This is a genomic window from Rhodoferax sp. ZS1R8 (assembly GCF_056521325.1).
Genome location: NZ_JBWMBA010000001.1, coordinates 196,306 through 218,105, shown reverse-complemented (window position 1 = coordinate 218,105; position 21,800 = coordinate 196,306). Strand labels below are relative to the sequence as shown.

Annotated in this window: 23 protein-coding genes; 14 read left to right on the top strand and 9 right to left on the bottom strand. The window is 64.0% G+C overall.

Annotated features, from left to right (window positions below; translation table 11 throughout):
• Window positions 1-20 precede the first annotated feature (20 nt).
• Genes AC097P_RS01050 through AC097P_RS01040 form a run of 3 tightly spaced genes read left to right on the top strand, consistent with a single transcriptional unit; the run spans window position 21 to window position 2,390 of the window.
• Window positions 21-302, top strand: a complete 282-nt coding sequence (locus AC097P_RS01050) for a hypothetical protein (RefSeq protein WP_479608508.1) — start codon at window positions 21-23, stop codon at window positions 300-302.
• On the top strand, window positions 299-1,027 hold the full coding sequence (locus AC097P_RS01045) for a response regulator transcription factor (protein ID WP_479608507.1): 729 nt from the start codon (window positions 299-301) through the stop codon (window positions 1,025-1,027). Before AC097P_RS01050 ends, AC097P_RS01045 begins: the two co-directional genes overlap by 4 nt.
• Window positions 1,020-2,390 carry a sensor histidine kinase gene (locus AC097P_RS01040; RefSeq protein WP_479608506.1) on the top strand — a complete coding sequence of 457 codons (1,371 nt, stop codon included), beginning with the start codon at window positions 1,020-1,022 and terminating at the stop codon, window positions 2,388-2,390. The genes AC097P_RS01045 and AC097P_RS01040 overlap by 8 nt, the downstream gene beginning before the upstream one ends.
• 96 nt (window positions 2,391-2,486) lie before the next feature.
• Here AC097P_RS01040 and pap read toward each other — a convergent pair whose 3' ends face one another.
• On the bottom strand, window positions 2,487-4,070 hold the full coding sequence (gene pap, locus AC097P_RS01035) for a polyphosphate:AMP phosphotransferase (protein WP_479608505.1): 1,584 nt from the start codon (window positions 4,068-4,070) through the stop codon (window positions 2,487-2,489).
• 273 nt (window positions 4,071-4,343) lie between these two features.
• Here pap and lptA point away from each other — a divergent pair, with 273 nt between their 5' ends.
• From lptA to AC097P_RS01000, 7 genes are all read left to right on the top strand, one after another.
• Window positions 4,344-4,994: a lipopolysaccharide transport periplasmic protein LptA gene (lptA, locus tag AC097P_RS01030; RefSeq protein ID WP_479608504.1), complete on the top strand. Its 651-nt coding sequence runs from the start codon at window positions 4,344-4,346 to the stop codon at window positions 4,992-4,994.
• A gap of 59 nt (window positions 4,995-5,053) precedes the next feature.
• Window positions 5,054-5,794, top strand: a complete 741-nt coding sequence (gene lptB / locus AC097P_RS01025; RefSeq protein WP_479609448.1) for an LPS export ABC transporter ATP-binding protein — start codon at window positions 5,054-5,056, stop codon at window positions 5,792-5,794.
• Window positions 5,795-5,811: 17 nt separating this feature from the next.
• Complete coding sequence (gene rpoN / locus AC097P_RS01020; RefSeq protein WP_479608503.1) at window positions 5,812-7,419, top strand: RNA polymerase factor sigma-54; 1,608 nt, start codon at window positions 5,812-5,814, stop codon at window positions 7,417-7,419.
• A 57-nt stretch (window positions 7,420-7,476) separates the two neighbouring features.
• Window positions 7,477-8,058: a nucleotidyltransferase domain-containing protein gene (locus AC097P_RS01015; RefSeq protein ID WP_479608502.1), complete on the top strand. Its 582-nt coding sequence runs from the start codon at window positions 7,477-7,479 to the stop codon at window positions 8,056-8,058.
• Window positions 8,045-8,464 carry a hypothetical protein gene (locus AC097P_RS01010; protein ID WP_479608501.1) on the top strand — a complete coding sequence of 140 codons (420 nt, stop codon included), beginning with the start codon at window positions 8,045-8,047 and terminating at the stop codon, window positions 8,462-8,464. Before AC097P_RS01015 ends, AC097P_RS01010 begins: the two co-directional genes overlap by 14 nt.
• 62 nt (window positions 8,465-8,526) lie before the next feature.
• Entirely contained in the window at window positions 8,527-9,831 is a 1,305-nt protein-coding gene (locus tag AC097P_RS01005; RefSeq protein WP_479608500.1) for a THUMP domain-containing class I SAM-dependent RNA methyltransferase, read from the top strand.
• Entirely contained in the window at window positions 9,821-10,288 is a 468-nt protein-coding gene (locus AC097P_RS01000; protein ID WP_479608499.1) for a putative toxin-antitoxin system toxin component, PIN family, read from the top strand. Before AC097P_RS01005 ends, AC097P_RS01000 begins: the two co-directional genes overlap by 11 nt.
• Here the strand turns inward: AC097P_RS01000 and AC097P_RS00995 are convergent.
• Window positions 10,285-11,934 (bottom strand): FMN-binding glutamate synthase family protein, encoded by a 1,650-nt coding sequence (locus AC097P_RS00995; protein ID WP_479608498.1) that lies wholly within the window; start codon window positions 11,932-11,934, stop codon window positions 10,285-10,287. The two genes, AC097P_RS01000 and AC097P_RS00995, sit on opposite strands and share 4 nt — an antisense overlap.
• A gap of 84 nt (window positions 11,935-12,018) precedes the next feature.
• Between AC097P_RS00995 and AC097P_RS00990 the strand changes: the two genes are divergently transcribed.
• Window positions 12,019-12,894 carry a UPF0149 family protein gene (locus tag AC097P_RS00990; protein ID WP_479608497.1) on the top strand — a complete coding sequence of 292 codons (876 nt, stop codon included), beginning with the start codon at window positions 12,019-12,021 and terminating at the stop codon, window positions 12,892-12,894.
• 162 nt (window positions 12,895-13,056) lie between these two features.
• Window positions 13,057-14,829 carry a methyl-accepting chemotaxis protein gene (locus AC097P_RS00985; RefSeq protein WP_479608496.1) on the top strand — a complete coding sequence of 591 codons (1,773 nt, stop codon included), beginning with the start codon at window positions 13,057-13,059 and terminating at the stop codon, window positions 14,827-14,829.
• Here AC097P_RS00985 and AC097P_RS00980 read toward each other — a convergent pair.
• Window positions 14,826-15,719, bottom strand: a complete 894-nt coding sequence (locus AC097P_RS00980; protein WP_479608495.1) for a LysR family transcriptional regulator — start codon at window positions 15,717-15,719, stop codon at window positions 14,826-14,828. The two genes, AC097P_RS00985 and AC097P_RS00980, sit on opposite strands and share 4 nt — an antisense overlap.
• 111 nt (window positions 15,720-15,830) lie before the next feature.
• Here AC097P_RS00980 and AC097P_RS00975 point away from each other — a divergent pair, with 111 nt between their 5' ends.
• Both AC097P_RS00975 and AC097P_RS00970 read left to right on the top strand, forming a co-directional pair.
• Entirely contained in the window at window positions 15,831-16,856 is a 1,026-nt protein-coding gene (locus AC097P_RS00975) for an NAD-dependent epimerase/dehydratase family protein (RefSeq protein ID WP_479608494.1), read from the top strand.
• Between the two features lie 31 nt (window positions 16,857-16,887).
• Window positions 16,888-18,114 (top strand): Acg family FMN-binding oxidoreductase, encoded by a 1,227-nt coding sequence (locus tag AC097P_RS00970; RefSeq protein WP_479608493.1) that lies wholly within the window; start codon window positions 16,888-16,890, stop codon window positions 18,112-18,114.
• Between the two features lie 117 nt (window positions 18,115-18,231).
• Here AC097P_RS00970 and AC097P_RS00965 read toward each other — a convergent pair whose 3' ends face one another.
• The 6 genes from AC097P_RS00965 to thiL all read right to left on the bottom strand — a co-directional run bounded on the left by AC097P_RS00965 (window position 18,232) and on the right by thiL (window position 21,798).
• On the bottom strand, window positions 18,232-18,753 hold the full coding sequence (locus AC097P_RS00965) for a CinA family protein (protein ID WP_479608492.1): 522 nt from the start codon (window positions 18,751-18,753) through the stop codon (window positions 18,232-18,234).
• The gene (locus AC097P_RS00960) at window positions 18,750-19,271 is read right to left on the bottom strand and encodes a phosphatidylglycerophosphatase A family protein (protein WP_479609447.1); all 522 of its coding nucleotides are present in this window, start codon (window positions 19,269-19,271) and stop codon (window positions 18,750-18,752) included. The genes AC097P_RS00965 and AC097P_RS00960 overlap by 4 nt, the downstream gene beginning before the upstream one ends.
• An 86-nt stretch (window positions 19,272-19,357) precedes the next feature.
• Complete coding sequence (locus tag AC097P_RS00955; protein WP_479608491.1) at window positions 19,358-19,894, bottom strand: SRPBCC family protein; 537 nt, start codon at window positions 19,892-19,894, stop codon at window positions 19,358-19,360.
• A gap of 81 nt (window positions 19,895-19,975) precedes the next feature.
• A complete protein-coding gene (locus AC097P_RS00950; RefSeq protein ID WP_479608490.1) occupies window positions 19,976-20,191 on the bottom strand; it encodes an HNH endonuclease in 216 nt (71 codons plus the stop codon).
• Window positions 20,192-20,242: 51 nt separating this feature from the next.
• Window positions 20,243-20,623: a YXWGXW repeat-containing protein gene (locus tag AC097P_RS00945; protein WP_479608489.1), complete on the bottom strand. Its 381-nt coding sequence runs from the start codon at window positions 20,621-20,623 to the stop codon at window positions 20,243-20,245.
• Between the two features lie 155 nt (window positions 20,624-20,778).
• Window positions 20,779-21,798 carry a thiamine-phosphate kinase gene (gene thiL, locus AC097P_RS00940; RefSeq protein WP_479608488.1) on the bottom strand — a complete coding sequence of 340 codons (1,020 nt, stop codon included), beginning with the start codon at window positions 21,796-21,798 and terminating at the stop codon, window positions 20,779-20,781.
• Window positions 21,799-21,800 lie beyond the last annotated feature (2 nt).

Sequence of the window (21,800 nt, the reverse complement as noted above, 5' to 3'; positions counted from 1 at the left end):
GCACAGCGGGGAGCGATGCCATGCAAGCCATACACGTGCTCTTTGCCAGCGTGCGCGCCCACGGCCCGGCGCTGCTGGCATCCACCAGCGAGCCTGCCGCCGAGCTGCTGGCCCTGGTCTGGGGCCCCCGGTTTGACCGGGAGCATGCCCAGCACCTGGCCCAGTCCGCAAGCCAGGACCAATCCGGCCTGCAGTGCGCGCTGGCGCAGGCAGCCGACAGCTTTGACCGTTTGCCGGCCCCGCGCCAGCAACGCCTGCGTCGGCTGCTGCGCCACCAAGCCAGTGTGACAATCGACGCATGACGACGATGCGCATCCTGCTGATTGACGACGACGAGCAACTGGGCGAACCCCTGGCCGCTTATGTAGCCCGCTTTGAGATGCAGTTGAGCCATGCCACGCTTCCCAGCGCGGGGCTGGCCCAGCTGCGCCAGGGCGGCTTCGACGCCGCCATTCTGGACGTGATGCTGCCGGAGATGGATGGCTTTGAGCTATGCCGCAGAATACGCAAGGAGAGTGATATCCCGCTGATCATGTTGACCGCGCGCGGTGACGTCATGGACCGTGTTGTGGGCCTGGAGCTGGGGGCTGACGACTACCTGCCCAAGCCCTTTGAGCCACGCGAACTGGTGGCGCGGTTGCAAACTGTGTTGCGCCGCCGCCAGGCCCGTGGTACCCCGTCGGTGCAGCATGCCGAGCCACCCGCCGATGGCCGCCTGCACTTTGAAGGCCTGACTGTAGATGCCACCACCCGCAGCGTGCAATGCCTGGACCTGGATGTGGAACTGACCAGCACCGAGTTCGATCTGCTGCACCTGCTGGCGCGGGAGCCCGGCCGCGTATTCCACCGCGACGACATCCTGAACCAGCTGCGCGGCCATGACGCCGACCTGTTCACCCGCGCGGTGGATATTGTGGTCAGCCGGCTGCGCAAAAAGCTGGAGCCGCTGGACGCGATCAAGACGCTGCGCAATGCCGGCTACGCGCTGGCACTGCGCCCACGCAAGCCAGCGCCACCCTATGTTTAGCCCGCGGCACCGCCCCTGGCACCGCCGGGCGCGCCATGCGCTGGGGCATTCGCTGCGGGTGCGGTTGGTAGCGGTTTTTCTGCTGTTGGCCGTCGCGCTGGCCACCACGTTCACCTTTGGCATGCAAAAAGCGCTGAGCGTGGGTTGGCGCGTGGCGGCCCGCCCGCTGGTCAGTGACTACGTGGACCGCCTGGCTGCCGAGATCGGCAACCCGCCCAGCATTGAACGGGCGCAGGCACTGACCCAGCGCTTGCCTGTTAGCGTGAGCATCTCCGGCCCGGTGGTGAACTGGCGCAGCAAGCCGCAATCCGACACCATTGCCCACCACCACCGTGTGGCCCCTGACGATTGGCAGGACGGCCCGCCCCGCCTGCTGTCCCGCACCACGGCTGATGGCCACCGCATAGACCTGGGCGTCAGCGTGGCCGCGTGGGAGAACCAGCCGCACCGGGTAGGTTGGATGACGTTGGCCGGTATTTTGGCGCTGACTGCCTTAGCCTACGGCTACATACGCCGCCTGCTGCGACCGCTGGACGACATACGCATCGGTGCACAACGTTTTGGCAGCGGCGACTTCGACCAACCCATCCCGATTCGCCGGCGCGACGAACTGGGCCAGCTGGCCACCGATGTCAACACGATGGCCCGCAGCATCCACCAGATGCTGGAGGCCAAGCGCGGCCTGCTGCTGGCCATCAGCCACGAGCTGCGCAGCCCGCTGACCCGCGCGCGCCTGAACACCGAATTGCTGCCCGAGGTGGGTGACGTAGCCGCGCGTCGCGAGGCGTTGTTGCGCGACCTGGGCGAGATGCGCGACTTGGTCACTGACCTGCTGGAAAGTGAGCGCCTGGGCCAGGGCCACGCCGCGCTGCAACTGGAGTCTGTCGATCTGGCGGAACTGGTCCGGGAGGTAGCCCAGGCCGCGGTGCCGGATACCGCAGCAGCATCTGCAGTGGTATTGGAATTGGCACCCGATCTGCCGCTGCTGCAACTGGACCGCACCCGCATGCGCCTGATGCTGCGCAACCTGCTGGACAACGCGCTGCGACACAGCGCAGATGCCGTGCAACCCCCAATGGTCCGCTTGCAGGTCAACGCTGATGCGGGTGACCAAGGCGTCCGCATCGCCGTGCGCGACTATGGAGTTGGCGTCGACGAGGAAACCTTGCCCCATCTGGCCGAACCCTTCTACCGACTCGACTCTGCGCGGGGGCGGGCTGCGGGGGGCGTTGGCCTGGGCTTGTACCTGTGCAGGTTGGTCGCTCAGGCCCATGGTGGGCGGCTGGAGTTGCGCAATGCCCAGCCAGGACTGGAAGTGCGCGTGGATCTGCCCACCCTGTCTGGTGCACGCCCGTCGCGCTGAGAAGAGGCTGGGCGGCAGGGCGTTCTGCGCAGGTAAAAGGAGGAGCCCGCAGAGCGGGCGGGGGACACGGAGCAGAGCGCTCTGCCGCCCAGCCTCCTACCCCTTCTTGCGTTTGGCTGCCTTGTGGGGCTTGTCACTGTCCCTGGACTTTTTGGACTTCTTGTCTTTCTTGGGGCGTGCCGGTGAACCCTCTGCACTACGCCCTTCCAGTTCCGCCTCCACCCGTTCACACAGCGTCTGCAAAATCTTAATGCGGGCGTAGTTCTTGTCGTTGGCCTCCACCAGCGTCCACGGCGCGTTGCCGGTGCTGGTGCGCTCCACCATGTCGCACACGGCCTGCTGGTAGGCATCCCATTTCTTGCGGTTGCGCCAGTCTTCCTCGGTGATCTTGAAGCGCTTGAACGCGATCTGCTCACGCGCCTTGAAGCGTTTCAGCTGCTCCTGCTGGCTGATCTGCAGCCAGAACTTGACGACGATCGCGCCGGACGCGGCCAACTCGTGCTCGAAGTCGTTGATCTCGGTATATGCGCGCAACCAGTCGTTCTCGCTGCAAAAGCCTTCGACGCGCTCCACCAGCACGCGGCCGTACCAGGTGCGGTCAAAGATGGCGACCCGGCCCTGGCGCGGAACATGGCGCCAAAAGCGCCACAGGTAGGGCTGGGCACGCTCTTCTTCGGTTGGCGCAGCGACCGGTATTACCTGGTACTGGCGGGCATCCAGCGCGGCGGTGATGCGGCGGATCGCACCGCCTTTGCCGGCGGCGTCCGCCCCTTCAAACGCACACACCAGCGATCGGCCCAGGAAGCGCGGATCGCGCATCAGCTCTGCCAGCCGGCCCTGCCAGTGGGCCAGCGCGTCCTCATAGGCCTTTTCTTCCAGGTGCAGATGCAAATCCAATGCCGTCAGCACCGTGCGCCCATCCGTGTCCACGCGCACCAGCGGCGCTACGGGGGCGTCCTGCTCATCAGTGCTGGCGAGCTTTTTCTGCAGGGCCTGCAGCAGCATCTGCGCCACGGTCACCGAGCGGTAGCGGTCGTCCGTGCCTTCAATCACCATCCACGGAGCCCACGGGGTGTTGGTCACACGTAGCAGGTGGCCGGCCACGTCTTGCAGCTTGTCGTAGGTCTTGAGTCGGTCCCAGTTCCACTGCGTTACCCGCCAGGCAGTAAGCGGGTCTTTTTCCAGTGCTTTCAAGCGTTTGACCTGGCCTTCCTTGGTCAGATGCAGCCAAAACTTCAGCACCAGCGCGCCTTCACCGACCAGCATGGCTTCAAAGCGGTTGATCTGGTCGGCCTTGGCGTCCAGTTCCTTCAGAGAAATTTCGTCCTCAATCCGCTGGCGTATCGGTTCGGAATACCAGGAACCAGCGAAGACTCCAATGCGCCCCTTGGGGGGCAAGGCGCGCCAGTAGCGCCACATGGGCGGACGCTCGCGCTCTTCGTCGCTGGGCTGCGAGAAGGCCAGCGTGGACAGAAAGCGCGCGTCCATCCATTCGTACAGCACGTTGATGGTTTCGCCCTTGCCGGCACCGTCCTGCCCGCTGATCAGTACGACGACGGGTATCTTCTTGCCCTCGTGCAGGTCGACCTGCGCTTCCAATAGTGCGGCCCTTAGTGCGGGCACGGCGGCCTTGAACGCGGCCTTGTCGAGTTTGTGGCCAATTTCTGCGGATTCGAACATACGCTGTCTCCAGTAATACCTGGACCATTCTAGGGGCCGCGTAGACCGGTCAACGTGGCGCGGAGTACCAAGGCGGGCGAGTTTTAGCGATAAAGTGGGGTGCGCGCGGGGGAAAGTTATCAGTGGTAAAAAAATGCCTGTAGCCCTCGTGCTATGTGCGTAGCCAGCTATTAAAAATGTAGCAAATTACAAGCTTTTTGCTAGGTGGACGCTGCAGGCGGCGCGCGCTCAGTACAATCGCCGATGCTCCCGCTGAGCAAGTTCCGTGCCTTTATGAAAAAAACATCTTTATACCTATTCCTGTTGCCGCTGGTTGTTACCGCGTTGTCGGCTTCGCCAGTGTGGGCAGAAAGGGCCGACCAGAAAAAACCGATGGCTTTCGCGGCAGAGAGCATGCGCATCGACAACGTCAAGCAGCTCACCGTTCTTGAAGGGAATGTCGAGATGACCAAGGGCACGATCCTGGTCCGTTCCTCCCGTTTTGTCGTACGCGAGGGAGCGGACGGCTACCAGTTCAGTGTCATCACCGGCACGCCCGACAAGCCGGCGTTTTTCAGACAAAAACGCGAAGCGGTAGACGAATACATTGAGGTCGAAAGCGAGCGGATCGACTACGACGGCAGCATCGACGTCATGAAATTTACCGGTAAAGCCAAACTGCGCCGCTTGCGGGGCGATGTTCTGGCCGACGAGATATCCGGCGCTGTGATCGTCTACGAGAACCTGACCGACAAATTCAGTGTGGACGGCGGTGCACCCGGTGTAGGCCCTGCTGGCACGCCGGTCCCCGGCAGTGGCCGCGTGCGGGCCATACTGACGCCCAAGCCCGAAGCCGGGGCTTCCGCACCGCTGGTCAGCAAGGCCGCAAGCCAGCCCGGCCCCAGCCTGCGCGCCACACCGACGCTGGGGAGTACCCCCCAGTGAGCGAGGTGGCAGCGGCAGCGCCCGACAATAGCACCAACAGCAACGGCCCGGATTCCGCGATAGGCCGGCTCGAAGTCAGCCATATCCAGAAGGCCTATGGCAAGCGCCAGGTCGTCAAAGACGTGTCGCTGACCGTGCGCACGGGGGAGGTCGTGGGACTGTTGGGACCCAACGGTGCCGGCAAGACCACGTCGTTCTACATCATCGTCGGGCTGCTGCGCGCCAGCGCCGGCGACATTACGATAGACGGCCATTCGATCGAACACATGCCCATCCACCGCCGCGCGCGCCTGGGGCTGGGATATTTGCCGCAAGAGGCATCAATCTTCCGCAAGCTCAACGTTGAGGACAACGTGCGCGCCGTGCTGGAATTGCAGCACGACGACGCCGGCAAGCTGCTGGGCCATGTCGAAATAGAACGGCGCCTGACTGCACTGCTGCAGGATCTGCGCGTAGAGCATCTGCGCGAATCACCGGCGCTGGCACTGTCGGGCGGCGAGCGCCGCCGCGTCGAGATCGCCCGTGCGCTGGCTACGCGGCCGCGTTTCATCCTGCTGGACGAGCCCTTTGCCGGCATCGACCCGATCGCGGTCATCGAGATCCAGCGCATCATCAATTTCCTGAAGTCCCGTGGCATTGGCGTGCTGATCACCGACCACAACGTACGGGAGACGCTGGGTATCTGCGACCACGCCTACATCATCAGCGATGGCACGGTGCTGGCCCAAGGCACCCCCGCCGAGATCGTCGCCAACGCCGATGTGCGCCGCGTGTACCTTGGCGAACACTTCAAAATGTAAATCTAGATGGCCTCCGTATGAAACAAGGGCTGTCCCTACGCGTCTCGCAGCATCTGGCGCTGACGCCACAGTTGCAGCAGTCCATCCGGTTGCTGCAACTGTCCACACTGGAACTCAGCCAGGAAGTGGAGCAAATGCTGGACGAAAACCCGTTCCTGGAGATGACCCAGGACGAGGCCGTGCGCGAGGATTTTGGGCTGGCCCAGGCCGATACGCCGGTCAGCGCAGGCGAGCGCGAATTCGAGGCTGCTCCTGCTTCGATAGCAGACTATGCAGACTCCGCGGGGGCTAGCAGTACAAAAGACGAAGACACCACGCCGCTGGGCGGTAACGACGACGAGCCCAACTGGGACGGCGACGGCACGACCGAACTGGTGCCCGACGACGGCGAATGGGGTACAGACGCCAAGGCGAAAGCCAACAACCTGGGCGACGGCGAAGACACCGATGCCACCGAACTGGCCCGCACGCAGGAATCCCTGCAATCCTTCCTGCACCGCCAGGCGCTGAGCCTGCGCCTGGGCGAGCTTGACGCCAGTGCGCTGCGCTTTTTGATCGAGTCGCTGAACGACGAAGGCTACCTGGAAGACCCGCTGGACAGCCTGGCCCGCGGCCTGGCCGGTGATGACGAGGAACAAGCCGAAGACCTGGTGCACCATTTCACCGTGGCGCTGGGTTTGCTGCACAGCCTGGAGCCTGCGGGCGTCGGCGCGCGCGACCTGGGTGAATGCCTGCGCCTGCAACTGCGCGCCAAACTGGACGACGCACTGGACCCGCCCGAGCCCGAATACGCGACGCTGCTGACGCTGGCTCTACGCATCTGCGGCCAACCCATGGATTTGCTGGCGCGTCGCGATGTCAAAAATTTAGTACAACGCTGCGGTGGCACCGACGCGCAAACGCGTGAAGCCATTACGCTGATTGCGCGCTTGGAGCCCAAACCCGGCCGCCGCTTTGTCGATGTGGAGCGCAACATCGTCGTGCCCGACGTGCTGGTTGTACCCGTGGGCAAAGTGCGCGCCGGCATTAACCCGCAGTTCCGCGTGATGCTGAACCCCGAGGTCATGCCCAAGCTGCGCGTGCACGACATTTATGCCAATGTGCTGCGCAACCACCGCGGTGGCAAGGATAGCGTCAGTTATGCCGGTCTGCAGCAACGCCTGCAAGAGGCCCGCTGGTTCATCAAGAACATCCAGCAGCGCTTTGACACCATCTTGCGCGTCAGCACGGCCATCGTCGACCGGCAAAAAAGCTTTTTCACGCACGGCGAGCTGGCCATGCGCCCCCTCGTCTTGCGCGAGATCGCCGATGAGCTGGGCCTGCACGAATCCACGATCAGCCGCGTCACCACCGCCAAGTACATGGCCACGCCGTTTGGTACGTTTGAGCTGAAGTACTTCTTCGGATCCGGCCTGGGCACAGAGTCTGGCGGCAATGCATCCAGCACCGCGGTGCGCGCGCTGATCAAGCAGTTCATCAGTGCCGAGAGCGACAAGAAGCCGCTCAGCGACAACCAGATTTCCGAAATGCTGAAAGAGCAGGGCATCGAATGCGCCCGCCGCACCGTGGCCAAATACCGCGAGGGGTTGAAGATTGCCCCCGCTTCGCTGCGCAAGGCGCTGTAGTGCAGCGCATTAGCGGATGCTGTGCCAATAAATAGCTTGATTGTGCTAATATTTGGCATGAGCATCGGCAGCGCCATTTTCACCGATAGCCAATCACGCCTGTTTAGCTGGCTTTTTGGCCAGCCTGAGCGTTCCTACCATCTCAATGAGTTGCGCCGCTTGACGGGGTTGGGTAGCGCCTCGTTGCAGCGAGAGCTCAACCGCCTGGCCACAGCGGGTTTGGTCGATACACAAACGGTTGGCAACTTGCGCCGGTTTCACGCCAACACCCAATCGCCCGTGTATGCTGAGTTGGTGTCCCTGACCCGCAAGACACTCGGCACGGTGCCGGTATTGCGCAATGCCTTGCAGGCCTTGCGACCCCATTTGCGATCTGGCTGGGTCTATGGCTCGGTGGCCAAACGGACCGACACGGCCCGCAGTGACATTGATGTCATGCTGGTGGGCGATGACCTGTCGCTTAGCCAGGTTTTGGCTGCGCTGGAGCCGGCCGAGGCCCAATTGGGTCGGAAGGTCAATCCCAGCTGCTACTCGCCCCAGGAGTTTGCGCGTAAGCGGGCCGAACCCGATTCTTTTGTCAACCGTGTGTTGTCGCAACCCACGTTGTTGCTGATGGGAGATGCCAGTGAGTCTGCCTGAATTGGATAACTTGGTGCGCATCGGCCAACTTAAAGCCGAGCCGCGCAACGTCCAGGAAGCTACCCGTATGATCGCCATGGCGCAGACGCGACTGGACGACGCTCGGTTGGATAGTTTGTCGCTGGAGGGGCGATTTACCAGCGTCTACAACGCGGCCCACGCAGCCGCTTTGGCAGCACTGCGCTGGCATGGCTACCGTAGCGAAAATCGCTTTACCGTCTTTCAATGCCTGACACACACGGTGTGCTGGCCCGCCAGCCGCTGGCGGGTGTTGGATGCCGCGCACCAGAAGCGTAATCTCGCTGAGTATGAAGGCTATCTGGAGGTGGAAGCAGCCACGGTGGATGAGATGTGCACCTTGGTCCAAAGCCTGGTGACTGATGTGCAAGGTCTGATGGGCAAGTAGGGCGTTGGCCCTCGTTCAACCAACGCAAACAACCCCAAAAAACATAGTAAGACGTCCGTGCCATGAACTCACTCCAAATTTTCCTCCCCTGCGCCGCCGGCGTAGAAGACTTGCTTGCCCATGAGGTCCATGACCTGACCGGCTTGATGGGCGAAGACCTGCTGACCCGCCGCGGTGGCGTCATGGCGCGTGCGTCGTGGCGCGATGCGATGCGGCTCAACTTGCACAGCCGCCTGGCGCAGCGTGTGCTGGTGCAGCTGTCATACACCGACTACCGCAGTGAGCAGGATCTGTACCGCGCCGCTAGCGAGGTGGCGTGGGAGATCTGGTTCACACCCAAGCAATCCATCAAGGTCGAAGTGACGGCGCAGCACAGCCCACTCACGTCCCTGAACTTTGCCGGGCTGAAGATCAAGGACGCCGTCTGCGACCGCTTCCGCGACAAGGCCCACGGCGTGCGCCCTGACGTCAACACGCAGTGGCCCGATGTGCGCATCTACGCCCATCTGACCACCGACACCTGCTCGCTGTACATCGACACTTCCGGCGAGCCGCTGTTCAAGCGCGGCTGGCGCGAAGACAAGGGCGAGGCGCCCCTGAAAGAAACACTCGCGGCGGCCATGATTGCCGCCAGTGGCTGGGCCGATGGTGACGAGGACTTGTTGCCGCTGTACGACCCCTGCTGCGGAAGCGGCACCATCGCCATCGAGGCGGCCCAAATCGCCTGCAATATCGCACCGGGCAGTCTGCGCCGCTTTGCGTTCGAGAAATACATCCCGTTTCAGCAGCACGTCTGGGATGGCATTAAGGCCGAGGCCGCAGCGGCGGTGGTCAAACCTGAGCCTGGCCAGAGAGCGCTGATCTACGGCAGCGATGTGGCTCACCGCATGGTCGACTTTGCACAGCGCAATGCCGAACGTGCGGGCGTGGCCGATGTCATTGAATTCCGTGGCGGCGATGCGCTGCAGCGCATGCCGCCCACTGACGTACCTGGGGTGCTGTTGCTAAATCCGCCCTACGGCGACCGTATCGCGGTGGCTGGTGTCAGCGGTGCAGGTGCACGGCGCTCCGGTGCGCCAAATCGCGGTGATCGCAACGATGCGCCGCTGCCCGATTACGAAGCGCAGAGTGGCGGGCGTGAGGAGGCGGTGACCGAAGACGGCGGCGAATTCTTCAGCCAGCTGGCCACGCACTGGAAGAAGAATTTCAGCGGCTGGACCGGCTGGATTTTGACGCCGGACCTGAAGCTACCCAGCAAGATGCGCCTCAAAGAATCCCGCCGCGTGCCGATGTGGAATGGCCCCATTGAATGCCGCATGTTCAAGTTCGACATGATCAAAGGCACAGCTCGCAAAAATGCAGGCTGACCTCCGCACGGTCATCCTGGACACCAACATCGTCCTCGATACCTTCGTCTTCAATGACCCCGCCGCCAAACCGCTGCGGGCAGCGCTGGATGCTGGCACGCTGCAATGGATTGCCACCGCCCCCATGCGCGAAGAGCTGGAGCGCGTGCTGGCATATCCCAAGATCGCCAAACGCCTCGCTTTTTACCAGCTGCAGGCGGCCGATGTGCTGAAGCACTTCGACACCTTGGTTCAGACAGTGGCGGTGGCCGTCAAGGCTCCCATCGTCTGCAAAGACCCGGACGACCAGAAATTCATAGACCTGGCAGTGGCGCACAAGGCCTTGGTGCTGAGCAAGGACAACGCCGTGCTCTGTATGAAAAAAAGGCTTCTAGCCCTCGGCGCACAAGCACAGTGTGCTATTGAAAATGTAGCAGCTGCGATACCGGCTGTGACACCGGTGGCAGCGGGGCTTTAGACCGGCAGCGCCTGCAGCGGCTCGCTCTGCAGCAGAAAGGTCTGCGCCACGGCCAGCGGCCAGGTCTGGCGGTAGATGATGGGCAGGGCCTGCAGATCACTTTCTAGCAGCGCCCGGTCGGGCAGTTGCGTCAGTATCAACTGGGCCAGCGACTGCACCTTGTGGTCTCCCGAGCGGCGCACGATATGGTGGGCCGTGATTTCGGCCGGATGGTTCACGCCGGCGGCTTGTACCAGCTCTTGCAGCGCATACAGCGTCTGTTGGTGGAAGTTGTAGACACGTGTCGCCTTGTCGGGCACCACCAGGGCCTGTTGGCGTACCGGGTCTTGTGTAGTGACGCCGGTCGGGCAGTGGCCCGTATGGCAGGTCTGGGCCTGCAAGCAGCCCAGCGAAAACATGAAACCCCGCGCGCTGTTGCACCAGTCGGCGCCCAACGCCATCATGCGGGCGATATCAAACGCGGTGACCACCTTGCCGGCGCAGCCGATTTTGATCTTGTCGCGCAGGCCCACACCGCGCAGCGTGTTGTGCACCAGCAGCAGGCCTTCTTGCAGCGGTGAGCCCACATGGTCGGTGAACTCGACCGGTGCGGCCCCGGTGCCGCCCTCCGCGCCGTCCACCACGATGAAGTCCGGCGTGATGCCGGTGACCAGCATGGCCTTGACCATTGCAAACCATTCCCAGGGGTGGCCTATGCACAGCTTGATTCCGGTGGGCTTGCCGCCCGACAAATCGCGCAGCCGTTCCACAAATTGCATCATTTCTATCGGTGTCGAAAACGCGCTGTGCGATGCCGGTGATATGCAGTCCACGCCCACGGGTATGCCCCGTGCCTCGGCGATTTCGGGTGTGACTTTTGCGCCGGGTAGCATGCCGCCGTGGCCCGGTTTGGCACCCTGGCTGAGCTTTATTTCTACCATCTTTACCTGGGGATCGCAGGCGTTGGCGGCAAACTTGTCGGCGTTGAACGTGCCATCGTCGTTGCGGCAGCCAAAGTAGCCCGAGGCCACTTCCCAGATCAGGTCACCACCGTGCTTGCGGTGGTGGATGGAGATCGAGCCTTCGCCGGTATCGTGGGCAAAGCTACCGCGCTTAGCGCCGGCGTTCAGTGCCTGGATGGCGTTGGCACTCAGGGCGCCGAAGCTCATGGCCGAGATGTTGAACACACTGCAGCTATAGGGTTGGGCGCGGCCCTCGCCTATGGTGATGCGAAAGTCGTGGGTAGTGAGCTGGGTGGGGGCCAGCGAGTGGTTGATCCACTCATAGCCCTCGGCGTGCACGTCGAGCTGCGTGCCAAACGGGCGCTTGTCGGGGTCGCCCTTGGCGCGCTGGTAGACCAGCGAGCGCTGGGCACGTGAGAACGGGTTGGCATCGTTGTCGCTTTCGATGAAATACTGGCGTATTTCAGGTCGTATGAACTCCATTGCGAACCGCAGGTGGCCAATGATGGGGTAGTTGCGCAGGATGGAGCGCTTGGTCTGGCGCAAATCGTATACGCCGGTAGCCACCAGAGCGGCAAACAGCAGGAAGGCCGGCAGGCCCACGCCAAACGCCACCAGGCTGAAAACGCTGAGCAACAGCCCGAAGCAGCTCAGGCCCATGGCCGTGTAACGCACGGGGAAGATCGTGTTGAGGTAGTACAGCATCACCCGACAATAGCAGGCAAACGCAACAAGGCAAAATGGTAAAAACCCGTTCCGTGTTGCGCCCCCACACCCTGAAGACACCTTATGAACCCCACTCCAGACCACCCCGATGCCGCTGCTGGCGACCCCTCCGATCTGCCGGCCGAACCGGGAGGTGGGGTGACCGCCGACCAGTTCGACACCGTAGATGCCATCCTCGACGATATGCGCACCCGTTACGACGAGACCCCACAATGGGAGTTTTGTGAAGGCTTCATGGCGGCGCTGATCTGCTGCCGCCGACCCATCCCGCAGGCCGAGTACCTGGACGTGCTGCTGGCGGTGGCCGACGCGGCCGATGACGCACCCCAGGTGGTGCAAGACGGCGAACAAATGCCCGAGGTGGGGGGCTCCTTTGCCGACGCCGCCCAGCGTGCCCAGTTTCTGCAGATCTGGGAGCAGCGCTGGGCGGAGATACAGACCGCGCTGGACACGCCCATTGAATCACTGGAAGACACGCACGCCTACCACCCCGAAGTCATGGACGTGCGCGGCGCGATGGCAGAGTTGTCGGATGCCGAGCGTGCGGAAATGTCCGATGAAGCCCTGCCGGCCTTCGGCCAGGTCTGGGCGCTGGGCTTCATGTTTGCCGTCGAAGCATGGCCCGACGAATGGGCCGAGCCCAGCGACAAGAAGGCTGCCAAGTGGCATGACGTGGCGCTGCAGGCCATTGTTGCGCTGACCGAAGACGACGAGGGCAAGCCCGAGCTGTCGCCGTTCAGCGAAGACGGTCCGCCATCCATGAGTACGGCCCGGCTCAACGCCTTTGCCGATGCCGTCTGGTCGGTCTATGACCTGCGTGAAATTTGGCGCGGCATAGGCCCGCGCGTCGAGACCTTGCGCCGCGCCGATGTGCCCGGACGCAACGATCCTTGCCACTGCGGCAGTGGCAAAAAATACAAGAAGTGCCACGGCGCCTGAGCGATTTCAGGGTCTCCCGGAGGTTTGATTTAAACCGCTAAACCACGTGTTTTAGCGATTGCCACCCGCATATAGGCACGTTACGATGTGTCGGACACATGGCGCAAGCCTGCGTTGCTGTGCGGGTGGTCAGGAAAATTGAATTCCCTTTGGAGACAACAGATGAAAAGTTCTTCTATGACCGCGCGCGCGCGGCTGAGCCTGGGGTTTGGTGTGGTGTGCGCCCTTCTGATGGTGATATTGGGCGTAGGCCTGTTTTCGATGAATCGCATCGAAAACGGAATCGTCAATATCGTCGATGACCGCCTTCCAAAACTCGACGCAGCCAACACGGTACTGGACCAGACCGCCGCCATTGCCATTGCTTTGCGCAACATGATGCTGGCAGCAGACGCTGCTGAGCGCAAAAAAGAGGCCGAGAACGTGATGGCGGCGCGCGGCATCATCATCAAGAACATCGAACTGTTGGATAAGTTGATAGTGATGCCAAAAGGCAAAGAGTTGCTGCAAAAGGTCAAGGAGCAACGGACCAAATACGTTGCTGGGCAGGATGCGCTGATGGCCTTGGCGACCGCCGACAAGGCGGAAGAGGCCAAGGTATTTCTCGCGGGAGATTTGCGGACGGCTCTGGCTGGCTACACCACTGCACTGAGCGCTCTGGTTAACTTCCAGACGGAGCTGATGGACGCTACCGCAAAGGAAAGTGTTGAGACATACCAGCAAGCCCGCACGGCGATGTTGGCCTTGGGCTTGTTGGCAGTAGCTGTGGCGGTAGGCGTTGCGTACTTGATCATTCGCAGCTTGCTCAAGGAACTGGGGGGTGAGCCCAGCGATGCAGCCGAGTTGGCACGCACCGTTGCCCTGGGTGACTTTACCCATTTGGTCCCGGTCAAGCCTGGTGATACCACCAGCTTGTTGGCCCATCTGGCCAGCATGCAAATCAGCCTCGCGAAAGTGGTCAATACCGTGCGCCAGGGGTCTGATGGTGTGGCCACTGCCAGTGCGGAAATCGCGCAGGGCAATAGTGATCTGTCAGCCCGCACTGAGCAACAGGCCAGTGCGCTGGAAGAAACTGCGGCATCCATGGAAGAGCTGGGCTCCACCGTCAAACAAAACGCCGACAGCGCCCGCCAGGCCAACCAGTTGGCGCAAAGCGCTTCGACTGTTGCCATCAAGGGTGGCGAGGTGGTCGGCCAAGTGGTCGAGACCATGAAAGGCATCAACGAGTCCAGCCGCCGGATATCGGACATCATCAGCGTCATTGACGGCATCGCGTTCCAGACCAACATCTTGGCGCTGAATGCTGCGGTGGAAGCCGCCCGCGCCGGTGAGCAAGGCCGTGGCTTTGCGGTGGTGGCCAGTGAAGTGCGCAGCCTGGCCGGCCGCAGTGCCGAGGCTGCCAAAGAAATCAAGCAGCTGATCAATGCCAGTGTGGAGCGTGTCGAGCATGGCACGACCCTTGTGGACCAAGCGGGCACCACGATGGCCGAAGTGGTCAGCTCCATTCGCCGCGTGACCGACATCATGGGCGAGATCAGCGCTGCCAGCAACGAGCAGGCCAACGGCGTGGCCCAGGTTGGCGAAGCGGTTTCGCAAATGGACCAGGCTACGCAGCAAAATGCCGCCTTGGTGGAAGAGATGGCAGCGGCGGCTGGCAGTCTTAGAGGCCAGGCCAATGAACTCGTGCAATCGGTCGCGTTTTTCAAGGTGGCCGGCCAAATGGGGGCGCCTGGCATGCCCCGCACTGCGGTACGCGCTGCGCCCGCACAGGCCAAGCCCTTCAAGGGCGACGAGCGCCGTGCCATCGGCACATCTGCCAGTACCCCTAAAACGGGCAACCCTTCATCGGCAGCGCCCCGGCCCACGGCAGCAGCGCCCAAGACCCAGACCAAGCCCGCGCCCGCCGGTGGAGATGACGACTGGGAGACCTTCTAGATCACCTGCGGCAGCGCCTCGGCCAAAAAGTCGTAGACCGCCCGTATGCGGCGGTTGGTGCGTATCTCGCGGTGCACGGCCAGCCACATCGGTAGCGCGGGTATCGGCAGCTGGCCTGGTAGCACGCGCAGCACGTCGGGCTCGGTGCGGGCCACGTAGTCGGCCACAAAACCCACGCCAAAACCGGCACACACCGCCTGCCACTGCGCAATAAGGTCGTCGGTGCGCAGCGCAAAAGCCTCTGGCCCCACCGGGAACCCCATGGCCTGGAAGCCCCGCAGGATGGCGGTGTCGGTATCACCGCCGATCAGGTCATGCTGCAATAAGTCCGGCGGTTGGCGGATCGCGCTGCGCCGGCCCAGGTAGCTGCGGTGCGCGTAGGCGCCCACCCCGACATCGCCAATCTTTTTTGCGACCAGCGTGCCCTGGTCCGGGCGCACCATGCGCACCGCAATATCGGCCTCACGGCGCAGCAGGTTGGACACCTGGTTGCTGGACACCAGCTCCACCTGGATATCGGGCAGGGCCACACGCATGCGTTCCAGCAGTGGGGGCATCAGCTGCACTGCCACCGGCTGGCTGGCCGTGATGCGCACTGTGCCCACCGTCTGGGCCTGCGCGCCGGTCAGTGTGCGGGTCAGTTGCAGCGCACCGGCCTCCATGCCACGGGCGGCTTCGGCCAGTTGCAAGGCCGTGGCGGTGGGCACCAGGCCGCGCCCGGTGCGTTCAAACAGCACTACGCCCAGTTGGCTTTCCAGCTCGGCAATGTGGCGGCCCAGCGTGGGCTGGCTGGTTTTCAGCACGCGTGCTGCGCCGAGCAAGCTGCCCTGGTCCAGCGCCGCAAGGAATGAGCGGATCAGGCTCCAGTCAAAGGCATTCGGGTTGGGCATGTGGTGTCTCTTGGTATTCAATATTGCATAGCTGGTGTGAGCATATATGCAATTGTGCAAAGTGCCCGGTGTTTCCACAATCACTCCATCGACCACCCAGGAGACACCACCATGCAAGCCAACCCCAACACTGTTTTGATTCTCGGCGCCCGCGGCCGCTTTGGCCTGAGCGCCGCCCGCGCCTTCGCCGACGCCGGCTGGCGCGTGCTCGGCCAGACGCGCCCCGGGGCTAGCAGGCCCCAGGAAGCCTCCATCGAATGGCTGGGCATCGACTTGAACGACACGCCAGCCCTGGCCAAAGCGGCAGCGGGCGCTACTGTCGTCGTCCACGCACTCAACCCGGCCTACACCAACGCTGCCTGGCAGGCCCAGGTGCTGCCGATGACCGATGCGGCCATCGCCATCACCCGGGCACTCAGTGCCACACTGATGGTGCCAGGCAATGTTTACAACTTTGGCGCTGCCATGCCCGCCGTGCTGCGCGAGGACACGCCGCAACTGGCGCAGACGGTCAAGGGCCAGGTGCGTATCCAGATGGAGCAGCGCCTGCAACGCTCCGGCGTGCGCAGCATCGTCATCCGCGCTGGCGACTTCTTTGGCGGTGGCACCGGCACCTGGTTTGACACGGCCATGGTGAAGGACATCCGCAAGGGCCAGTTCACCTACCCGGGCGCGCCCGATGTGTCGCGGGCCTGGGCCTACTTGCCGGACCTGGCGCGTACGTTTGTGGCCGTGGCCCAGCGGCGCGCGCAGTTGGCTGCGTTCGAGGTCTTGCACTTCGCCGGCCACCGCATCACCGGCCAGCGATGGCTGGACGTGCTGGCGCCGCTGGCCCATTCGCAGGGCTGGGTAGCGCCAGGTGCGGCGCTGAAACTCTCCAAATTGCCGTGGCCCATCATCCGTATCGGCGCGTTGTTGATGCCCACGTGGCGGGCGTTGCTGGAAATGCGCTACCTGTGGAACGCCCCGCATGCGCTGGCCAATGCCAGGCTCGTCGCGCTGATCGGCGCTGAGCCCTCTACGCCGCTGCCCCAGGCCGTGCAGGCCGCGCTGGTGGATCTTGGCATGCTGCCGGCAGAGGTGGTGGCACCCCGCACAGGTTTGACCCCAGTCCACCGCGCCGCGCTGGCCCGCTAAGCCCAGGCGCCATAACCATACGGAGCACCCTATGCACTTTCCTCCCCATAACCCCAAACGTGGCGAGCCGCTGCGCCGCCGCCAGTTCATACGCCTGGTCGGCGGTGGCGCAGTGTCTGCCATCGCTGTTGCTGGAACCGCGGGCCTGGCCGGCTGCGCACAGGGCATGCCGCCGGAGGCCATTGAAGCGTGGACCGGTCCTGGCAGCGATGTGACCCAGCAGGCCGATGTGCGGCGCTGGCTGCTGAGCTACGCCATCTTGGCGCCGCATTCGCACAACCTGCAGTCCTGGGTGGCCGACCTGCGCACACCGGGTGAGATCACGCTGTATTGCGATCTGAAGCGCGTGCTGCCGCAGACCGATCCGCTGTCGCGCCAGATCATGCTGAGCCACGGCACCTTCCTGGAGCTGCTGGACCTGGCCGCCCGCGAGCGGGGCTTGCGTGCCGACACCACGCTGTTCCCCCAAGGCGCATTCGGCCCGGGCAAGCTGGACGCGCGGCCGGTGGCCATGGTGCGCTTGACGCCCGACGCCAACGTGCAAAAGGATCCGCTTTTTGCACAGATATTGCGGCGCCACACCAACCGCAGCCAGTACGACATCAACCGTGCCGTGCCATCCACGGCCTGGGCGGCGATGGGTGCAGCGGCAAGCGGTGCCACACCCGTGCGCACAGGCTTTGCTGGCCTGGAGCAGGGTGCCGACGCGCTGGCCCGGCACCGCCGCATTGCGCTGGATGCCTGGCGCATTGAGCTGACCGTGCCACGCACCATCATGGAATCGTTTGACGTGCTGCGCGTCGGCCGCTCCGAGATCGCGGCCCACCGCGACGGCCTGTCGTTGACGGCTCCCGTGGTCGTGGCCATGGACACGCTGGGCCTGTTCGACCGCAAAAACGCACCCAAGCCGGATGACTACGCGACCACCAGCCAGATCAAGGACTTCGACGCCAAGCTGGCCTCCACGCCCGGGTTCTGGTGGTTGGTCACACCGGGCAATGACCGTGTCACCCAGGTCAATGCCGGCCGCGCCTATGCCCGCGCACAACTGGCGGCCACGGCACAGGGGCTGGCACTGCACCCGCTGTCGCAGGCGCTGCAGGAGTATGCGGAGCAGCAAAAACCCTATGCCGACATCCACGCGCTGACGGGTGCTAGCGCCCCAGGTGAGACCGTGCAAATGTGGGTGCGCGTGGGTTATGCGCAACCGGTTGAACCAGCGCCGCGGCGGCGGTTGCAGGATTTCATCCGGGCCTAGAAGAAGGGGGGCCAGGTGTCCGGGCGCCAGAGCGTTTTGCTCCGTGTCCCCCGGCCTTGCGAGCAAGGCCTCCTCCTTTACCTGCGCAAAACGCCCTGCCGCCCGGACGCCTGGGGGTTAGGCCGCTTGCAGTAGCTCGGTCAACCGCTGTAAAGCCCTTTGCAAGGTGGCTGCGCGCACTTGTGCCCTGTCGCCGACAAAGTGCTGCAGCTCGGTCACCACGCCGGCCGGCGTCGCCCAGCCCAGCCACACCGTACCGACCGGTTTGGCGGCGCTGCCCCCGCCAGGCCCAGCCACACCGGTCACGGCCAGTGCCACCTGCGCGTCCGAGTGTTGCTGGGCGCCTTGCACCATGGCGCGCACCACGGCTTCGCTGACGGCGCCGTGGTGGGAGATGAGTTCTTCGTCCACACCCAGCATCTCGGTCTTGGCGGCGTTGGAGTAGGTTACAAAGCCGCGGTCAAACCAGGCGCTGGAGCCGGCCACATCGGTGCAGCAGGCGGCGATCATGCCGCCGGTGCAGCTCTCGGCGGTGGCCAGCTTCCACTGATTCTTCATCAGCAAATCGGCCGCTAGCCCTCGTGCAGCGTGCGTAAGCAGCTCTGAATTTGATAGCGGATCTGTGGCCGGTGCAGTCATGTGGCGAACCGCCACAGCGCGACCACCAGCACCGTACAGCCGGCCGCCACGATGTCGTCCAGCATGATCCCAAAGCCGGCCTTGCGCCAGGTCCCACGGTCGGTGGCCGGGTCCAGGTCGTGGTACAGCGCGTCGGCCCAGCCTACCGGGCCGGGCTTGGCGGCATCAAAGAAACGGAACAAGCCAAAGGCCAGCACCTGGCCAACCGGGCCGGTGGGCATGACCAGCCACAGCACCAGCCAGAAGGCGACTACCTCGTCCCACACAATGCTGCCGGGGTCCAGCACGCCCATGTTGCGAGCGGTCACCGTGCAGGCCCACCAGCCTACCGGCAGCGACAGCGCAATCAGCAGGGCCCAGCGCGCATCGTTCATCCAGGGGGCCAGCGCCAGAAACGCCACCCAGGCCCACAGCGTGCCGGCCGTGCCGGGTGCGATGCGGGACAGGCCCGAGCCAAAGCCCAGCGCAATCCAGTGCGCGGGGTGGGCCAGCATGAAGCGCACGGTGGGCCGCGCCATGGGCGGGGGTAGGCCGGCATCGGCCGCAAACACCGTCACGGGGTCGGCAAACGGGTCGGGCCGGGTGGGTTGGCTCACAGACTGACTCACGGGCTGGGCAGTTGGGCCAGATAGGCGTCAAGCTGCTCAAAGCTGGCATTGCAGCCCTGGGCCATGGCGGCGTGGCCGGCTTTGAACACGGCGATCTCGTCGATGTCTGACTTGTAGGGCGCCCAGTCGATGGAAATGCGGGTCTTGCCATCGCCATCGGCCTCAAAGGTGGTGGTAGACAGCGTCTGAAGCGGCCACGCGGGCGACATCGGGTGGCGGGTGATGCCACCGTTGGCATCGGAAAAGGCAACGACCATGGACAGCGTGTGGGGCGCAACGATGTCGACAAAAGTCCACTTGCCCCACATCTCGAAACCGGTGGGCGTGCGCAGGCAGTAGTGGAAGATGCCGCCGGGTCGCAGGTCGAACGTGCTGACCGGCATGGAGAACCCGGTGGGGCCGAACCACTGCATCAACGGCTCCTGCTCGGTGTAGGCCTTCCACACCGCGTCCAGCGGGCCGTTGACGGTGCGGCTGATGTGGAAGGTGGCACCGGTGTTTTCTTCGGTGGGGCTGGGTCGGGTTTCGGTCATGGCGGGGCTTCCATCGTGGGCGGCAGGGCGTCGCTATTATCAGCGGCCGCAGGCAGCGCAAGGTCTGGTTTTTCGGGAATATCAGGGCGTTTTGCCGCGCTGGTGGTTGCACACCGCGTGGCTGATGGCCAGGTTCTCCAGGTGGCTGTTGCCGCCTTCGCTCAGAGGCTTGATGTGCTCCAGCGTGGCATCTGCCTGCAGCACCGGCAGGCCACAGACCCAGCAGGGCACCACGCCATGCAGCTGGCGGGCTACGGTCTTGTAGATCTTGTCGCGGGTCAGTCCTAATCGGCTCATGCGCAAAGTTTAGCGAACGCCCCGGCCTGCGGCGCCCGCGTGGAGGCCCGCCTACTGTACGTAGGGGTTGTTGGGTGCACGGTCCCGGCCGTTGCGCACGCCGTCGTTGTCGGCATCACCCCGGTTCCAGCGGCCGCGGCGCAGTTCCCAGCGGTCACCGCTCTGCACCCAGGCCGGCTGTTCCAGGTAGTAGCCGCGGCGCGAGCGTTCCCAATGGCCTGCACGCCACACGTGGCGGTTGCCCCGCAGGTCCCAATAGCCGGAATGCCAGACATAGCCGCGGCGCGGCGCAGGCACCACCTCGCGGCGCGGCTCGGGCGGAGCGGAATTGAAGAATATCGACGTATGGGCAAGGGCCGCAGTAGGTACGGCTACGCTGGCGAGCGACCCGACGCAGATCGCAGCGGCCAGCAGGATTTTGCGGATTTTCATGTGCATTCCTTTCAGGGTCGGACATGGCACGGCTGCTAAGGACTGGTTCCGTGTGAACCGTACCTGTCTGCCTGCCAGGGTATTGCCAAGCGGCGCAGTGGTCTGTGCGACCGGCCACCAAACCTTCGCATGGCCCGGCTTGCATCTTCGCCCCTTCAGCTGGCGAAGTGGTCGAAGGAGGCAAAGTTGTTGACCACTGGCGCTCCCTGTGCATCGACCAGGCGCAGGCCCGGCGTTGCGTCGATCTGCCCGATGCGGGCGACCGGTGTGGCGCTGGCTTGTGCCGCAGCCTGCACGGCGGTGCGCTGGTGGGGTGGGGCGCAAAAGACCAGTTCGTAGTCGTCGCCACCGGCCAGCACGCAGCGCAGGGCCGTTTCTGGCGAAAGATCAGAGCCAAATGGGCCGCTAGCCCTTGTAGAGTGAGCGTAAGCCGCTAGCAAATGTATAGCGGCTTCGGTGTGCAGCGTTGCACCAACGCCCGAGCGCCGCAGGATGTGGCCCAGGTCGCCGAGCAGGCCATCGCTGATGTCCGCTGCCGCGCTGGCCACGCCGCGCAGTGCCAGACCCAGCGTTACGCGCGGCGTGGGTTGCTCCAGCCGCTGGCGGGCGGCAGCAAGCACTGCGTCGGGCAGTTGGATGTGGCCTTGCAGCGCCTCCAGCGCCAGCCGGGCATCGCCCAGTGTGCCGCTGGCGTAGATGTCGTCGCCGGGCTGTGCGCCGCTGCGTAACAAAGCTTGGGTGGCCGGCCGGCCTGCGCGCTGGGGCTGGCCGACAGGCACCTCGCCAAACACGGTGATGCAGATGTTCAGCGGCCCCTGCGTCGTGTCGCCACCAATCAACTCGCAGCCGTGTTCGTCGGCCAGCGCCAGCATGCCGGCCGCAAAGGGCTCCAGCCACGCGGCATCGGCCGTGGGCAGGGCCAGCGCCAGCGTAAAGGCCAACGGCCGTGCGCCGCAAGCCGCCAGGTCGCTCAGGTTGACGGCCAGCGCCTTGTGGCCCAGGCGGTGCGGGTCGGTGTCGGCAAAGAAGTGCCGGCCAGAGGCCAGCATGTCGCTGGAGATGGCCATCTGCATACCGGGTGCGGGTTGCAGCAGCGCGCAGTCGTCGCCCACGCCCAGCACGGCGCGCGGCGTGGGGCGGGTGAAGAAGCGCTGGATCAGCTCAAACTCGCCCATGG

Coding starts and splice junctions, on each gene's coding strand:
- AC097P_RS01045 (WP_479608507.1), top strand. CDS start 299: ATGACGACGATGCGCATCCTGCTGATTGACGACGACGAGCAACTGGGC.
- AC097P_RS01005 (WP_479608500.1), top strand. CDS start 8,527: ATGAACTCACTCCAAATTTTCCTCCCCTGCGCCGCCGGCGTAGAAGAC.
- AC097P_RS00995 (WP_479608498.1), bottom strand. CDS start 11,934: ATGCTGTACTACCTCAACACGATCTTCCCCGTGCGTTACACGGCCATG.
- AC097P_RS00970 (WP_479608493.1), top strand. CDS start 16,888: ATGCACTTTCCTCCCCATAACCCCAAACGTGGCGAGCCGCTGCGCCGC.
- AC097P_RS00950 (WP_479608490.1), bottom strand. CDS start 20,191: ATGAGCCGATTAGGACTGACCCGCGACAAGATCTACAAGACCGTAGCC.
- thiL (WP_479608488.1), bottom strand. CDS start 21,798: ATGGGCGAGTTTGAGCTGATCCAGCGCTTCTTCACCCGCCCCACGCCG.
- pap (WP_479608505.1), bottom strand. CDS start 4,070: ATGTTCGAATCCGCAGAAATTGGCCACAAACTCGACAAGGCCGCGTTC.
- AC097P_RS01015 (WP_479608502.1), top strand. CDS start 7,477: ATGAGCATCGGCAGCGCCATTTTCACCGATAGCCAATCACGCCTGTTT.
- AC097P_RS01050 (WP_479608508.1), top strand. CDS start 21: ATGCAAGCCATACACGTGCTCTTTGCCAGCGTGCGCGCCCACGGCCCG.
- AC097P_RS00945 (WP_479608489.1), bottom strand. CDS start 20,623: ATGAAAATCCGCAAAATCCTGCTGGCCGCTGCGATCTGCGTCGGGTCG.
- AC097P_RS00985 (WP_479608496.1), top strand. CDS start 13,057: ATGAAAAGTTCTTCTATGACCGCGCGCGCGCGGCTGAGCCTGGGGTTT.
- rpoN (WP_479608503.1), top strand. CDS start 5,812: ATGAAACAAGGGCTGTCCCTACGCGTCTCGCAGCATCTGGCGCTGACG.
- lptA (WP_479608504.1), top strand. CDS start 4,344: ATGAAAAAAACATCTTTATACCTATTCCTGTTGCCGCTGGTTGTTACC.
- AC097P_RS00965 (WP_479608492.1), bottom strand. CDS start 18,753: ATGACTGCACCGGCCACAGATCCGCTATCAAATTCAGAGCTGCTTACG.
- AC097P_RS00980 (WP_479608495.1), bottom strand. CDS start 15,719: ATGCCCAACCCGAATGCCTTTGACTGGAGCCTGATCCGCTCATTCCTT.
- AC097P_RS00990 (WP_479608497.1), top strand. CDS start 12,019: ATGAACCCCACTCCAGACCACCCCGATGCCGCTGCTGGCGACCCCTCC.
- AC097P_RS00975 (WP_479608494.1), top strand. CDS start 15,831: ATGCAAGCCAACCCCAACACTGTTTTGATTCTCGGCGCCCGCGGCCGC.
- AC097P_RS01040 (WP_479608506.1), top strand. CDS start 1,020: ATGTTTAGCCCGCGGCACCGCCCCTGGCACCGCCGGGCGCGCCATGCG.
- AC097P_RS00955 (WP_479608491.1), bottom strand. CDS start 19,894: ATGACCGAAACCCGACCCAGCCCCACCGAAGAAAACACCGGTGCCACC.
- AC097P_RS00960 (WP_479609447.1), bottom strand. CDS start 19,271: ATGGCGCGGCCCACCGTGCGCTTCATGCTGGCCCACCCCGCGCACTGG.
- AC097P_RS01000 (WP_479608499.1), top strand. CDS start 9,821: ATGCAGGCTGACCTCCGCACGGTCATCCTGGACACCAACATCGTCCTC.